General features: G+C 36.0%; 14 protein-coding genes. 8 read left to right on the top strand and 6 right to left on the bottom strand.

What is annotated here, in order from left to right; genetic code table 11:
- Positions 1-191 precede the first annotated feature (191 nt).
- The gene (locus ABH968_RS08230) at positions 192-1,013 is read left to right on the top strand and encodes a squalene/phytoene synthase family protein (RefSeq protein WP_370043539.1); all 822 of its coding nucleotides are present in this window, start codon (positions 192-194) and stop codon (positions 1,011-1,013) included.
- A gap of 118 nt (positions 1,014-1,131) precedes the next feature.
- On the opposite strand, the gene ABH968_RS08225 is transcribed toward ABH968_RS08230, so the two are convergent.
- On the bottom strand, positions 1,132-1,620 hold the full coding sequence (locus ABH968_RS08225; protein WP_370043538.1) for a metal-dependent hydrolase: 489 nt from the start codon (positions 1,618-1,620) through the stop codon (positions 1,132-1,134).
- Between the two features lie 206 nt (positions 1,621-1,826).
- On the opposite strand from ABH968_RS08225, the gene ABH968_RS08220 reads away from it, so the two are divergent.
- Positions 1,827-3,071: a ferredoxin reductase family protein gene (locus ABH968_RS08220; protein WP_370043537.1), complete on the top strand. Its 1,245-nt coding sequence runs from the start codon at positions 1,827-1,829 to the stop codon at positions 3,069-3,071.
- Between the two features lie 96 nt (positions 3,072-3,167).
- Positions 3,168-3,794: a nitroreductase family protein gene (locus tag ABH968_RS08215; RefSeq protein WP_370043536.1), complete on the top strand. Its 627-nt coding sequence runs from the start codon at positions 3,168-3,170 to the stop codon at positions 3,792-3,794.
- 729 nt (positions 3,795-4,523) lie between these two features.
- Here ABH968_RS08215 and ABH968_RS08210 read toward each other — a convergent pair.
- The 3 genes from ABH968_RS08210 to ABH968_RS08200 all read right to left on the bottom strand — a co-directional run bounded on the left by ABH968_RS08210 (position 4,524) and on the right by ABH968_RS08200 (position 6,021).
- Positions 4,524-4,751, bottom strand: coding sequence for a YdbC family protein (locus ABH968_RS08210; protein WP_370043535.1), 228 nt, complete (start codon positions 4,749-4,751; stop codon positions 4,524-4,526).
- 99 nt (positions 4,752-4,850) lie between these two features.
- Entirely contained in the window at positions 4,851-5,174 is a 324-nt protein-coding gene (locus tag ABH968_RS08205) for a pyrophosphohydrolase domain-containing protein (protein ID WP_370043534.1), read from the bottom strand.
- A gap of 160 nt (positions 5,175-5,334) precedes the next feature.
- Positions 5,335-6,021, bottom strand: coding sequence for an NERD domain-containing protein (locus tag ABH968_RS08200; protein WP_370043532.1), 687 nt, complete (start codon positions 6,019-6,021; stop codon positions 5,335-5,337).
- A gap of 392 nt (positions 6,022-6,413) precedes the next feature.
- On the opposite strand from ABH968_RS08200, the gene ABH968_RS08195 reads away from it, so the two are divergent.
- Together ABH968_RS08195 and ABH968_RS08190 are read left to right on the top strand one after the other, a co-directional pair.
- On the top strand, positions 6,414-6,899 hold the full coding sequence (locus tag ABH968_RS08195; RefSeq protein ID WP_370043531.1) for a hypothetical protein: 486 nt from the start codon (positions 6,414-6,416) through the stop codon (positions 6,897-6,899).
- Between the two features lie 468 nt (positions 6,900-7,367).
- Positions 7,368-7,847 (top strand): hypothetical protein, encoded by a 480-nt coding sequence (locus ABH968_RS08190; RefSeq protein WP_370043530.1) that lies wholly within the window; start codon positions 7,368-7,370, stop codon positions 7,845-7,847.
- Between the two features lie 62 nt (positions 7,848-7,909).
- Here the strand turns inward: ABH968_RS08190 and ABH968_RS08185 are convergent, their stop codons facing one another.
- Positions 7,910-8,986 carry a DUF1835 domain-containing protein gene (locus tag ABH968_RS08185; protein WP_370043529.1) on the bottom strand — a complete coding sequence of 359 codons (1,077 nt, stop codon included), beginning with the start codon at positions 8,984-8,986 and terminating at the stop codon, positions 7,910-7,912.
- Between the two features lie 167 nt (positions 8,987-9,153).
- On the opposite strand from ABH968_RS08185, the gene ABH968_RS08180 reads away from it, so the two are divergent.
- Positions 9,154-10,335, top strand: a complete 1,182-nt coding sequence (locus ABH968_RS08180; protein ID WP_370043528.1) for a pyridoxal-phosphate-dependent aminotransferase family protein — start codon at positions 9,154-9,156, stop codon at positions 10,333-10,335.
- A gap of 331 nt (positions 10,336-10,666) precedes the next feature.
- Here ABH968_RS08180 and ABH968_RS08175 read toward each other — a convergent pair whose 3' ends face one another.
- Positions 10,667-11,248, bottom strand: coding sequence for a TetR/AcrR family transcriptional regulator (locus tag ABH968_RS08175; protein ID WP_370043527.1), 582 nt, complete (start codon positions 11,246-11,248; stop codon positions 10,667-10,669).
- A gap of 291 nt (positions 11,249-11,539) precedes the next feature.
- Here ABH968_RS08175 and ABH968_RS08170 point away from each other — a divergent pair, with 291 nt between their 5' ends.
- Positions 11,540-12,718 carry an MFS transporter gene (locus ABH968_RS08170; protein WP_370043662.1) on the top strand — a complete coding sequence of 393 codons (1,179 nt, stop codon included), beginning with the start codon at positions 11,540-11,542 and terminating at the stop codon, positions 12,716-12,718.
- 22 nt (positions 12,719-12,740) lie between these two features.
- Positions 12,741-13,814 carry an LLM class flavin-dependent oxidoreductase gene (locus ABH968_RS08165; RefSeq protein WP_370043526.1) on the top strand — a complete coding sequence of 358 codons (1,074 nt, stop codon included), beginning with the start codon at positions 12,741-12,743 and terminating at the stop codon, positions 13,812-13,814.
- Positions 13,815-13,834 lie beyond the last annotated feature (20 nt).

Here is a 13,834-nt window from a genome sequence, read left to right as displayed (position 1 = left end):
GAAATCAATTTTGCTATTGCTGTGTCCGTCCCTACCTATAAAAATTGCAACCGCGTTATCTACATTCTCTTTGTCTTAATCTATACCATTTGAAAATAGTTGATTATAAATTGAACAATCTGTTTTATCTTTCATCACTTTTACGATACGATATACTATAGAGGTGTTACCATTTGAACGGAGGAATACAAGTGAAAGATCAAAAGAAACTTTATAAAGAAGCGATGCAAGTTTTAAAGGAAACTAGTCGCACTTTTTATATACCGATTACTTTTTTAAAAAATGATTTAAAATTGTCAGTGGCAGCCGCATATTTAGCAATGCGTGCTATAGATGAAATTGAGGACCATGAAAACCTTCCCAATGATGTAAAATTCGATTTGCTTAATGTAACAAGCGAGTTATTAAAGGAACCATTCAATGCTGAAGCCTATGAAGCATTATTAGCGCCATATGCAGATCAGCTACCTGAAGTATCTCTTCGTTTAACAGATTGGCTAACGTTTTGTCCTGAGGGCTCACGTAAAATTGTCCAAGCTTCAACGAGTGAAATGGCGTTTGGGATGGCAAAATGGGCAAAAGCAAACTGGCAGGTGCATACGCGAGAGGATTTAGATGATTATACATACTATGTTGCAGGGCTTGTTGGGACAATGCTGTCCGAGCTTTGGGCATGGGGTGCAGACATTCAAACAGATCGCGATTTAGCGATTGGCTATGGCCGAGGTCTCCAAGCAGTCAATATTTTACGCAATCAGCATGAGGATATGGACGAGCGCGGAGTAAGTTTCGTTCCTGATGGCTGGACACGCGAAGATTTATTTGCATACGCAGAGGAAAATCTTGCGAAAGCTGATCTTTATATGAAAGATATTAATAAACGAGCGGTATTATTATTCTGTCGATTACCACTTGCATTAGCCCACAAAACATTGAAGGCAATGCAAGAAGGTCGTGAAAAAATGTCACGAACAGAAGTAGAACAAACGGTAGAAGAGGTACAGGGTGACTAAAACCGTTGTTTTAACTTGTAATTATTAATACGATTAGAAAAAATGCTCCCCTTAGTAAACAGATTTTTACCTGTCTAACTAATGGGGAGCATTTCACTCTCTTACTGAGTCTCTTTGCTTATACGGTATCAATAAGCTTAACAATCATTTCATAGCTAAAAAAGACTGAAAGCATCGTTAACAACATAAACACTATCTTTTCAGCTTTACTGCCCGTTTTTGTAGTAAGGGGTAGACGCACTGAAATGGATATTGGGTAAAACAGCTTAACACCTTTTTTCGTCCCCATATCAAGTAAAACATGACTTGCCATCCCTAATAAAATACCTAGCGAAATGGATTCGTAAGGTATAAATGTATGTAGGAGCACCCCAACCAAAAATAAAAAAAGCAAACTATGTGTAAAGGAACGATGTCCAAACAGCGAATTTACAGTTTTTGATATGATAGGAAATTTCCTTCCGATTTTACTACCTCCATGACAAATATCTGGAAGTAATGCACCGATAACGCCTGCTCCTACTAAAACAAGCGGATTATCATTAGAAATTTGTGCAAAAGCAAGGCTAGCCGTGATGCCCCCGATAATATGTGTATTCCCTTGCATTATTTGCTCCTTATGTCTCTATATTTTCACCCTTCTTAATTTAACACACTCCAGCGCAAAAGGGAACGTATATTCCGAACACACAATCCCTTTTTTATACCTACTCACAAAATCTCTCATATAAAATTAAAAATATCAGAAACATTTCAGGTTCTCATTGTATATGTAAGATGATTAGAGATAAAAATGAATATTGGAGGTTATTTATGAAATCTATCAAAGGAATTTTGTTTATCATACTAATAATGAGTAGTAGCGCTTTACTGTGGTATTTTGCTACACCTATAGAGCCTATCCAGGCAGTTAACAGGCTCAGTCACATCATTGGAGGCATGGCCATTACAGGCTTCTTTCTTGTATTTTTGTTAGCAACAAGAATGAAAATTTTTGAGCGTTGGTTCCATGGTCTAGAAAATGTTTATTTTTATCATAAATATTTAGCAATACTTTCACTAGCATTAGTGGTTATTCATGGGCAATTACAAGGTCTGGTCCCCCACTGGGATAAAGTACAAAGAACTTCACTCAGCGAATTTGCGAAAGAACTGGGATCACTTGGCCAATATGGTTTCATAGCACTAATTTTGATTGCGCTTTTGGCTAAATTTCTAAAATATGAGCACTGGCGGATCTTTCATCGGTTATTGCTTATCCCTTATACATTTGGAATTTATCATGCCTATTTTTCAAGCAGATACGATTTATTACAGCCTACACCTTTAGGCATTTTTACCGCAATAACTGCGACTATTGGATTTATGTCAGCATTATATATGTTGACGATGTATCAGGATATGTTTTTTAAATATAAAGGCAACATTACAGGAATCAAAAAATTGGGCTCCAATGTTATTGAACTGGAGCTAACACTTGATAAAAAAATACCATATCGTCATGGACAATTTATTTTTATCAAGATTTTGCAGGATGGCATAGAAAAGGCGCCTCATCCCTTTTCAATTTCAGGTGGCGACGGAAAAAAAGTATTTGTCTCTATTAAGGCACTTGGTGATTTCACAAAAAAAGTATATGATTCAGTTCAACTAAATACACCAGTCACACTTGATGGTCCTTATGGTCATTTAAACTTTGAAAATGGCACACAACAACAAGTTTGGATAGCAGGTGGTATAGGCATTACTCCTTTTTTATCTTATTTGCAATCACAGGCCATCAATCGTGATATTGAATTATTTTACACTTATCAAGGTCAAGACAATGCTATTTATAAAGAATTTTTACAGGAGTATGCAAAATCTAATCAACAATTCAGAGTGAACTTTATTGATACTACTCAAATGGACAGGCTTTCATTTGAAAACTTTTCAGTACCAGCGCAAACAAGTATTTTTATGTGCGGCCCTGAAAAAATGCTAAAACATTTTGCCAAGCAATTGAAATCCCGCAATAAAGATATAAGCATTAACTTCGAAGCATTTAAATTTAAGTAACAAGGCAAACCAATCTAATTCGAGCAATTTACTTGGAATTTTAAAAAGTATATCGTATAGTAAAATATCATAAATACAAAGGAGATTTTTTTAACGATGACTACAACTAAAAGTTATATAAATAATGTAATGCACGATCGTAAATCTGTTCGTAAGTATGAGGCAAATTTTAAAATTCCTCAAGCTGAATTAGAGGAATTACTTGTAGAGGCAACAACCGCTCCATCATCAAGTAATTTACAACCTTGGCGCTTTTTAGTGATCCAAGATGAGGCAGTAAAAAAAGAACTACGTTTAATTGCTAATAACCAGGAGCAAGTAGAAACTGCGTCTGCCATCATTGCGGTATTAGGTGATACTAAAATGTACAATCATGTAGAGGAAGTCTATACAAAAAACTTCGAGCTTGGCTATATGGATGAAGCAACAAAAAATATGATGATTGAAAATTCATTAAAGATTTATTCAAACCTTCCTAAAGAAGTTCTTAAAAATATAGCTACCTTTGATGCGGGCTTAATTTCCATGCAAATCATGCTTTTAGCAAAGGATATGGGCTATGATACGGTTACAATGGGTGGCTTCAATAAAGAGGCTTTTGCGCAGCGCTTTGAATTAACAGATAATCTAGTGCCGATTGTCTTAATCGCCATCGGAAAAGCAGCATCACCAGCTTACGGCTCTTCTCGTTTAGCGCTAAATGACATCGCAAAATTCATTTAATCGAGAGATAAAGACTTTACAAAATGTTCTTTTTAGAATAAATATGATACACTAAATATAGAATAAAAAAGACTGGATGCGTTAACATCCAGTCAAAGCAACAATCATGCCGCAACCATAGCGGCTGACCAAGTTAAAGTTGTAGAAATAGTCACCTTACTTAGCCGGCAGGGTGGCTATTTCTTTTTATTTTGAGAGACAATAATGCTAAACATCAGTGTCAGTACTGCAATTAGCAAAAGACTACACTGTACAATCAATTATGCCTCGGCATAATTGCGTCGGGAATCGGCTTTGTGCTTAGGCCTGCACGATGCAGGTCAGTTAGCCGTTATCGCATGGATGCAATGGTTTTAGGCTAACATCCCCTAAGAACTCCTTGCCGATTCCGTGACATCCGGCCGGAGGCTTTAACTTCTTTCAGCGAGTGCTTGGACACACGCTGAAAGAAGTTAAACTGAATGCTTCAAATACTGTCAACCGCCTCACCCCCTTTCAAAAGGGAGTTCAGCCGCCACCTGCTTTATGAATTGTTGCTATTGTTAGTCTAACAATTTTACGAGATATATTCTATGGAAAATCTTCAGAAAATTAAAAATCGCTACTTATGTTTTTTCCACCTGTATCGTTAGTCAGATGAAGAAGGCTATTATACCTATCACTTCATGAGTATGAATCGACCATTTAAATCAGGCTTACGTAATTAGCTTTAAAGAGTAGCTCTGTACATTAATCTAAGTCTGACAATTTAGCTAATGACTCTTTCAAAAGCTGTATTTCAGACAGTGACAACGTAACACCCTTCCCCATCTTTGTGTGATCCTCCGACCAATCTCTAATATCGTATTTCGGTTCACGACCATTCCAGCTAATTAAATTCAATTCTTTTTTCCAGCCTTTATTGCCTTCCGATAATACCGCAATTGTTTCAACAATTTCATATTTAATTTCTGCCATATGCTTTCCTCCTTACTGTATCTGTAATTAGAACTATATCTTGAAATAATAGGATTATCAAACGTGACAACGCTTGAAATAATTACACTCCGTTTCCTCCTACTCCTTCACCTCAATTAAATATATTCCTTTCGAAAATCCTCCGCGTTCCTTCCACTTTTGAGTACGTTTTTGTTCTAATTGTTCGTAGGACACGTCGTACATTTGTATAGCTGTATGTATTAATTCTAAAATATCTGCAAGTTCCTCAATGGCCTCTTTTGGAGAGGCTGCCTCTAGAAATTCTATAGCTTCTTCTTGCATTTTCACTTTTATTTCCTCTAAGTGTTCTCCTTGTTCTAATACTCTTATGCTACATGTTTTACCCCTTGCTTCAATTACTTGTGGAATTAAATCACGTACTAATTTATTGTATACTGGCATGTCTATTTTCCCCTTTTAACTTATTTCAGCGGGTGTACAAACATCCGCTGAAATAAGTTAAAGCCTCCGGCGGATGTCACGGAAATCGGAAAGGAGTTCTTTGTGCGAGCACAAAGCCGATTCCGTACGCAATTATGCCGAGGCATAATTGATCAGACGATTATTTCCCGTATTTCTGCTGAATCGTTTGAATATGTTGCTTTTTGATTTCATTGGATACTTGCATTTGAGGCACAAGCTTATTGTAAATTGTTTGAATATCGTCTTGAGAGAAAAGCTGTTTTGCAGTTTGCTTTTGTGTTTGGATAAAACTCCTTAAATTCTCGCGTTTTATAACATGAACATTTTGGGAAGTTACTCCCACTTTTTTCAATGTACAGCGTTCACTAAAGACAATGACTGAATGAATTGCTTCATTTGGAAGTTCTAAGAAAGCTTGAATTGCACGGATATGCGTAGCATTTTGACGGATTGGATTGAAAAATTTATATTTTTTCTTATTCGGCATCGTTTGTGTCCATTGCTGTTGTGTTTCATTGCCAAAAATCCAACCACTATAGTTTTTTGACTCAATTACATATAGACCAGTTCGATCAATATAAAGCAAATCAATTTCCGTTAATTCATCTGAATTTCTCTTTGGAATATATACATTTATTAATTGCCTATGACTTTGTAAGGCATGCCTCTCAATAATTTTCGATGTTAAGTACTCACCATTTCTCCCTATATTGAGTTTAACTGCAAAGAAATTATTTTTTGTCTGTTTATAATAGACACTTTTCCGATAATTTTTTTCCATGAGGTAAAAGCTTAAAACTATCAATACCAAAAAAATAATTAGCAACACAAACTCCCCTATCTCATTATTCTATCACTTAATAAAAAACAATAATTCCCAAAACCATTATAACAATATTACTAAGTATATTATTTTTTACATTTTTATATTAATTCTCAAAGATTGATCAAGGAGATTTCTTATAGATTTACTAAACAGTCTTGTTCAAGCACGGATTAGTTGATTCCAATGTTAAAGAAATAAATTTACTAGTTTGCCAATCCCATTTTTTAATTCAATCATTCTTTTATCAAAAATCACCATAAATATAATATTTATATCTAACAAAATAGCACTAAAATATTATTAACAATAAATACCGGATATTATTAACTGTAGATTTATGACTTTAGTATTGTTATTATTATGAAGAATTTTCATAGAAAGGGGGTTATCTTATGTACGATTCTTATTATTACGATGATTTCGATGCGGCCTTCGGTAGTTTATTTCTCATTATTATGTTAATTTGCCTTGTGTTGAGTATTGCAAGCTATGTTATTAATTCACTCATTTATTATAAGGCATCTAAAATAAATGGTTTTAGCGATTTAGCTTATATTGCTTGGATTCCAATTATTAACGTTTATAGCTTTTTCTTATTAACGGCAAAGGGTGAAGATAACGCAACTGTTCGTGCAGCAACGAAAAAGAATGTTCTTATTTACGTTGGATTAATACTTGTTTCATTTATTCCTTTTCTAGGTATTATTGCTTCATTAGGTCTTATTGGCTTTACTTTGTATTTCACATATCGCCTCTTCTATCGTTGGACTGGTGAAACTGGGAAAGCTGTACTTTATATCATTTTATCGTTCATTACATTCGGACTTTTCTTTTATATCTACGGCTTAATGAAAATGAATAAACCTTTCGTTGCATAATACATATGCAAGTACAAAAACCTCTTTAAACCTTCTAATAGGTTAAAGAGGTTTTGAACTTATACACCTATGCTATATGTTCTACCCTCTGCTTCAACTCACGTTATTCACCATTCTATAATTTAAGTGCTATCCATTTACTCCGTTAATACAAGCTACATCCATACATTAATAACTTAATTTCAGCATATGATGTACTCTCCAGTACTTCCATTACAGTATTAGTAAAATCTAGAATAGAAAAATTTTCATAAAATGATTCTTCACCACTACATTACCAATAATCCCAAGTTTATTTTTACAATTCGATCAACCTTATATCAAAAAAACATCATGAAAACTATACAAATATTTCATAAAAATGGTATATTTGTACGATTACCTACAACTACCAATATTTACCGCTATAGATTTAAAACTTTAGTATTGTTATTATTATGAAGTATTTTTTTGAAAGGAGGTTTTCCAATGTATAATTCTAATGATTTTGATGCATTTTTTAGTAGTTTGTTACTTATCATTATTTTATTTTGTCTTGTGATGGGTATTGCAGGCTATATTATTAGTTCACTTATTTATTATCAGGCATCTAAAACAAATGGCTTTGATGATCTTGCCTATGTTGCTTGGATTCCTATTATTAACGTTTATAGCCTTTTCTTATTAACAGCAAAGGGTGATGATGACGCAACCGTTCGTGCCGAAGCCTTAAAGAATGTTTTAATTTATGGTGGATTATTACTTGTATCATTCATCATTCCATTTATAGGTATATTCGCTTCCTTTGGTATTTGTATTTATGTTATGTATTTCACATATCGCCTTTTTTATCGTTGGTCTGGTGAGCCTGGGAGAGCTGTACTTTATATTATTTTATCGTTCATTACATTCGGACTATTCTATTTTATATACGGCTTAATAAAAATGAATAAACCTTTCGTTGCATAATACATATGCAAGTACAAAAACCTCTTCACACCTTTAAAAGGTGTAAGAGGTTTTCTAGTTATTCACGTAATTTTAACACTATAGTGTCTCATAGACTTAGGAATACCTTTTAATGCAAGTACCCCACTATAAACTAAAAATCTTATTCTACATTCTAAAAAGAAGACACTAGGAAGCTCTTCTATTAAAGGTAAGAGTTCCGTAATCACTGCCCCTGTCTTGATAAAATCTTTTGTTGTTTGTTCATTATGTAGCCTTTCTATCGTCTCTATAATAAGTGAATCAAAATAATTTTCTGGAACCCCTTTTATTTCATTATTAATCCATAAGCGCAGAATATCGTTAGTTTGCGATAATGTTTCCCATTCATTTTGGAAAATTCGACGGTCCTGGATAGTTAATGGTCTTTTTTCTTTTATGTTCATAAAAAGCTGTGCTAATTGCTGTGAACTAAGATGACTTGTCGCACAATTGGCATTACTATGTTCTGTTGTATTAATAAGAAAAATCTCATTTGATTTATCTCGCAATAAATAGAGGAAAAAACGAAGCCCACATTGTTCATCGGCATTATTACCATACCAAATATAGATCGGAACATGATTAGAAATATCTTCTATTTCACGCAAAGTATTTGTAAACTTATTTTGATAAACATCTTCCTGTCCATCATTAATATTTTCAAATAACCAATTATTTCGGAATGTTTGACCTCTTTTCTCCTCTAGCTTCCACAATGGTCCAATTGAGAAGCAATCAGGGAATCCAATCACATGTTTAGGTGGTGCAAGCGCTACTCTCACTGAACCAGCAGCAGATTCAGAGCTCACAATATGAACTGCCTGCGTTGTTAATCGTCGGTCTACAGAACGCTGTTTCTGAATGCAGTCATTTATAATTTCTACTATGTCGTTTAATTTATCGTGTTCTAGCCAGAACCTCAAATCCTCAATTGATTTACTATCTTCATGGTTGAATGTTTCAAATAGAGTTTGATGCTGTAATTCATATGCCTCCCATTCATTACTATCTATCAAATCCGATGCGTTTAGATAATTAAGTGTTCTAATTCTATAGACAAAAACCATGTTTGATTCCAACAAAAAATAAATAAATGGATAATTTACTTTCGATTCCATAACTCAGCCTTCCTTTATATAAAAATTTTATCATATAAAAATTAGGAACTATTCGTTGTATTTTCTACTCTCTTTGAAAAAGAAGTTAGATAGCAGAAAAAATATGCTATATTATAGTTAGAAAATTTAGAATTTCTAATTTTTAATTACAAAGGGGTTTGATGATTGTGTATGAAAATATTTTAAGACATCCAGGACCAACGCCTATTCCGAAAAAGGTTCAGCTTGCGATGAATCGCGATATTATTAGTCATCGCAGTAATGAATTTGTGGAGCTTTACCGTGAAACAATTGAATTAGTAAAACCTGTCTTCGGGACAAAACAGGATATTTTACTCCTTCCATCAGGTGGTACGGCTGCTTTAGAGGCTGCGGCGGTTAACACTGTTTCTGCTGGCGAAAATGTTGTTGTAATTACTGTTGGCGCGTTCGGAGACTATTTTGTTTCGATTTGTGAGAAATACGGCTTTCATGTACATAAGCTTGAAAAAGAATGGGGACAAGCATGCACAGCTAAGGAGTTACGAAAATTCTTGCAGCCGTTGAAAGATATTAAAGCTGTTTTTATCACATACAATGAAACTTCGACTGGTATCCTAAACCCAATTGCTGAATTAGCACAAGTTGTTCGTGAGGAAACGGATGCACTATGTATTGTAGATGGTGTAAGTTGCATAGGTGGGGCTCCTGCTGAAATGGATGCCTGGGGAATCGATATTCTTGTTACTGGATCTCAAAAATCGATGATGCTACCTCCAGGTCTTTCTCTTGTCAGCGTTAGTGATAGAGCTTGGCACGTTATTGAAGAAAATAATACACCATCCTATTATTTAAACTTATTAAGCTATCGTAACTGGGCAGAAAAAGGGATGACGCCAAACACGCCTACTGTAACACTTATTTATGGACTCCACGAGGTTTGTAAACTTATAGAGGAAGAAGGAGGCTTTGAAAAGACTGTTGCCCGCCATGAGCTATTGAAAAACATGGTTCGTCATGCAATGAATGCCCTTAATATTGAACTTCTTACTTCTGATGAGCATGCTTCTCCGACCATTACAGCGATTATGGCACCAAAAGGGATTGCACTCGGTGACTTCTTGTCACATTTAAAGCAGCAATATCATTTAGATTTCGCTGGAGGACTCGGGGATTTGCAGGGGAAAATTTTCAGATTCGGACATATGGGCTATTGTTTCCCAAGTGATATTTTACAGGCTGTTTCTTTAATGGAAGCAGCACTTCAAGACTTTGAATATGACTTTGAGCCAGGTGCAGGTGTGCGGGCAGCACAGGAAGTATTTTTAACCGCTCAGCGAAAACAATGCCACGATAAAGTGAAACTTTAATCAGCGAGATCTTCTTCATCTCCACCGATGATTTGTCTTAACCAATCTTGCTTATATGAGTAGTTATCCTACATTTTACTGCTAGTTAATGTGGGATAAAGTTTTAAACCTCCAAATCTATGCATGGATTTGGAGGTTTGATTATTTATTTGAGTTAATTTCATAAATTTAATCCTTTTAATCCCTTTAGTTTCAATGGGTCCGAAACAAACTTTTCATTATGGCTTTTTATATTGAGGCTGGGACATAAATAGTCTCGAGAAGAAGTAAAAAAAGTGAAATCGCGTCGTCGATTTCACTTTTTTTGAAAGATGTTAATAGTTTACAAAATTTATTTAAGTAATGTGAGAGTTGTTGCGATTGCATTGTCAATAAATGATTTTTGTGGTTGAGATTTCATCATGACCGTTAATCCAATTAACGCCACAATTAGAGCCTGTGCTAAAGACTTTGCATCCGTTTCTTCCTCTAACTCACCCGATTGGATTCCTCGTTCAATTGTCTCCTGAAAAATGACAGCTAGATAAAGTTGATGTTCTCTCGTTAAGATTTCAAATCTCTCATCATGAGGAGCTACTTCAACCATTGTATTGATGCAAAAACAGCCATTACTAAGATCTTTCGTATATTCAGCAGCAATCACTTCTTCAAAAAAAATAGCAAATGCCTGTTTTACAGAGGTATGACCTTGAAGTCTAGCTCGTATATCAGCTGCACGAGATGTCGTATATCTACGAAGTGCTGCTTCGAATAGTTCCTTCTTATCACCAAAGGTTGAATAAATACTCGGACGTTGAATCCCCATTCTAGCAGTGAGATCACTTAAAGAAGTAGCTTCATAGCCCTTCTCCCAAAATAACTGCATGGCAGCCTCTAAAACTTTTTCCTCATCAAATTCACGGGTTCTTGCCATAAAAAATCCACCTCCATTGTTTAAGAGTTATTGAGTTCGTCACTTTAAAATTTTAAATACCAAACAGTATGTAAACATTGTATAATCAGCTGCTTTTATTGTCAATTTTCATTGTATTAGGTAAATGCGGAGTAAAATAATTTCAAATAAACCCTTGACATTATAAACAACACTAAGATATATTTACCAATAATTATATTGTACCGAACGGTATGTTATAATTAAAATCCAATAACGAACGGAGGATATGGTGTGGACAATGATCTGAGGCAAGAAGTGGATGCATCTGTGATGAATCTACAACCTTCTATGTCTAGAACTGTAACTTTATTATTCGCAACAGCCTGTGGAATGTCTGTCGCCAATATTTATTTCGCACAGCCGTTGCTTGATCAATTGTCTAATGAATTTAATATTGATCACTCGACAATAGGTGTTGTAATTACCATCACGCAGATCTTTTATGGGTTGGGCTTATTACTTCTGGTGCCTCTTGGAGATTTACTAAACCAACGACGCTTGATTATCGGACAGATGCTATTATCCACAACGGCTTTGTTTATAGTTAGTACTGCTTCTTTTAGCGTGGTGCTTTTTACAGGTATGGCCTTAGTAGGTCTACTTGCAGTTGTGACGCAGACACTTGTGGCGTTTGCAGCAACTATGGCTTCCCCTACAGAACGTGGACGTGTTGTTGGTATTGTTACAAGCGGGATCGTCATCGGCATTCTGCTTGCTCGAACCTTCGCTGGTCTATTAACAGACCTTGCAGGATGGCGTTCCGTCTATCTAGTCTCTGCCGTCCTCATGCTTGTAATGGTTTGTATGTTTCTGAAGGTGTTACCAAAGGTGGAGCGTGAAGTAAAATCACTCCCCTATCATCAGCTAATTAAATCCGTGTTCACTCTGTTTATACAAGAAAGAACATTACGCATCCGCTCAGTTCTAGCCATGCTAATTTTTGCTGATTTCAGTATTTTGTGGACTGCACTTGTTCTGCCACTTAGTGCGCCACCATTAGCTCTTTCACATAGTGTAATTGGCGCATTTGGTCTCGTTGGAGTGGCTGGTGCACTAGCTGCAGCACAGGCCGGGAAACTGGCCGATCGAGGTTACGGACAAAGAACGACAGGTATTGCTTTAGTTCTATTACTCATTTCATGGTTGTTTATCAACTATCTAGAACTGTCGTTATTGGCATTAATTGTAGGTATTGTGTTGCTTGATTTGGCCGTACAGGCAGTACATGTCACTAATCAGACGATGATTCTTCCATTACGTACAGAGGCACGGAGTCGACTTACTGCTGGATATATGATGTTTTATTCCATCGGCAGTGCTGGCGGCTCAATTGCTTCTACACAGATGTATGCACACTTTGGTTGGGAAGGGGTTTGTTTCCTCGGAGCTTTAATCAGTGCACTTGCTCTTATTTTTTGGGTTACGACTAAACGGTTTACAAAATATTAGATTTGATTAGGAGAGATAACAAATGGAAATAGGAATTACCTCTTTTGTAGAAACAAAACCAGATGTTCATAGCGGTGAAGTGATTAGTCATGCACAACGTTTGCGTGAAGTGGTTGAAGAAATCATTCTTGCAGATCAAGTGGGGCTGGATGTGTTTGGTGTTGGCGAGCACCATCGAGAAGATTATGCTGCATCCTCTCCAGCAATGGTACTATCTGCTGCAGCTCCACAAACAAAAAAGATTCGGCTTACAAGTGCAGTAACAGTTCTATCTTCAGCTGATCCTGTACGTGTCTTTCAGGATTTTTCCACATTAGATGGACTATCAAATGGGCGTGCTGAGATTATGGCAGGTCGTGGTTCCTTTATCGAATCCTTCCCCTTGTTTGGCTACAATTTAAATGATTATGATGAACTATTTGAGGAACATTTGGACTTACTTCTCAAAATTCGAGAGTCAGAAAAAGTAGTATGGGAAGGTAGACATCGACCAGCAATCAATAATTTAGGTGTGTATCCAAGACCTATTCAAAACTCCTTACCAATATGGGTTGGTAGTGGAGGAAATCAACAATCTGCCATACGTGCAGGACTTTTAGGATTACCACTTATGCTAGCAATCATTGGTGGCAATCCAATGCAGTTTGCACCTATAGTACAGCTCTATAAAAAGGCAGCTGCTCAAGCAGGGCATGATTTATCAAAACTTCAGGTGGGATCTCATTCAATAGGTTTTGTTGGCCCGAATACTGAGTGGGCAGCGAATACATTTTTCCCATCAACAAAGGCGGGCATGAATAGATTGGGTAAAGAACGGGGTTGGCGATATTATGATCGCTCTAGCTATGATGCTGCACGAAGTTTGGAAGGGGCTTTATATGTAGGTGATCCAGATACAGTTGCTGAAAAAATCATCCATCTTCGTAAACACGTAGGGATTACACGTTTTATGCTGTACGTACCATTAAGTACAATGCCGCATGATCAAGTTATGCAAGCTATAGAATTGCTCGGAACAAAAGTTGCTCCTCTTGTACGTGAGGAAGTTGCCAAATGGGAGAAGGAAATGGCACTAGAAGGACACCCATTTCTTTAAGATATCATTATTTAACAGGA

The organism is Lysinibacillus sp. RC79, assembly GCF_041262405.1.
Taxonomy (GTDB): Bacteria; Bacillota; Bacilli; order Bacillales_A; family Planococcaceae; genus Lysinibacillus.
This window is presented reverse-complemented; position numbering and strand designations above follow the sequence as displayed.

Excerpts from the sequence above, each read along its gene's own strand:
- ABH968_RS08215 (WP_370043536.1), top strand. The coding sequence starts at position 3,168 with ATGACTACAACTAAAAGTTATATAAATAATGTAATGCACGATCGTAAA.
- ABH968_RS08190 (WP_370043530.1), top strand. The coding sequence starts at position 7,368 with ATGTATAATTCTAATGATTTTGATGCATTTTTTAGTAGTTTGTTACTT.
- ABH968_RS08210 (WP_370043535.1), bottom strand. The coding sequence starts at position 4,751 with ATGGCAGAAATTAAATATGAAATTGTTGAAACAATTGCGGTATTATCG.
- ABH968_RS08220 (WP_370043537.1), top strand. The coding sequence starts at position 1,827 with ATGAAATCTATCAAAGGAATTTTGTTTATCATACTAATAATGAGTAGT.
- ABH968_RS08175 (WP_370043527.1), bottom strand. The coding sequence starts at position 11,248 with ATGGCAAGAACCCGTGAATTTGATGAGGAAAAAGTTTTAGAGGCTGCC.
- ABH968_RS08205 (WP_370043534.1), bottom strand. The coding sequence starts at position 5,174 with ATGCCAGTATACAATAAATTAGTACGTGATTTAATTCCACAAGTAATT.
- ABH968_RS08225 (WP_370043538.1), bottom strand. The coding sequence starts at position 1,620 with ATGCAAGGGAATACACATATTATCGGGGGCATCACGGCTAGCCTTGCT.
- ABH968_RS08195 (WP_370043531.1), top strand. The coding sequence starts at position 6,414 with ATGTACGATTCTTATTATTACGATGATTTCGATGCGGCCTTCGGTAGT.
- ABH968_RS08185 (WP_370043529.1), bottom strand. The coding sequence starts at position 8,986 with ATGGAATCGAAAGTAAATTATCCATTTATTTATTTTTTGTTGGAATCA.
- ABH968_RS08170 (WP_370043662.1), top strand. The coding sequence starts at position 11,540 with ATGAATCTACAACCTTCTATGTCTAGAACTGTAACTTTATTATTCGCA.
- ABH968_RS08165 (WP_370043526.1), top strand. The coding sequence starts at position 12,741 with ATGGAAATAGGAATTACCTCTTTTGTAGAAACAAAACCAGATGTTCAT.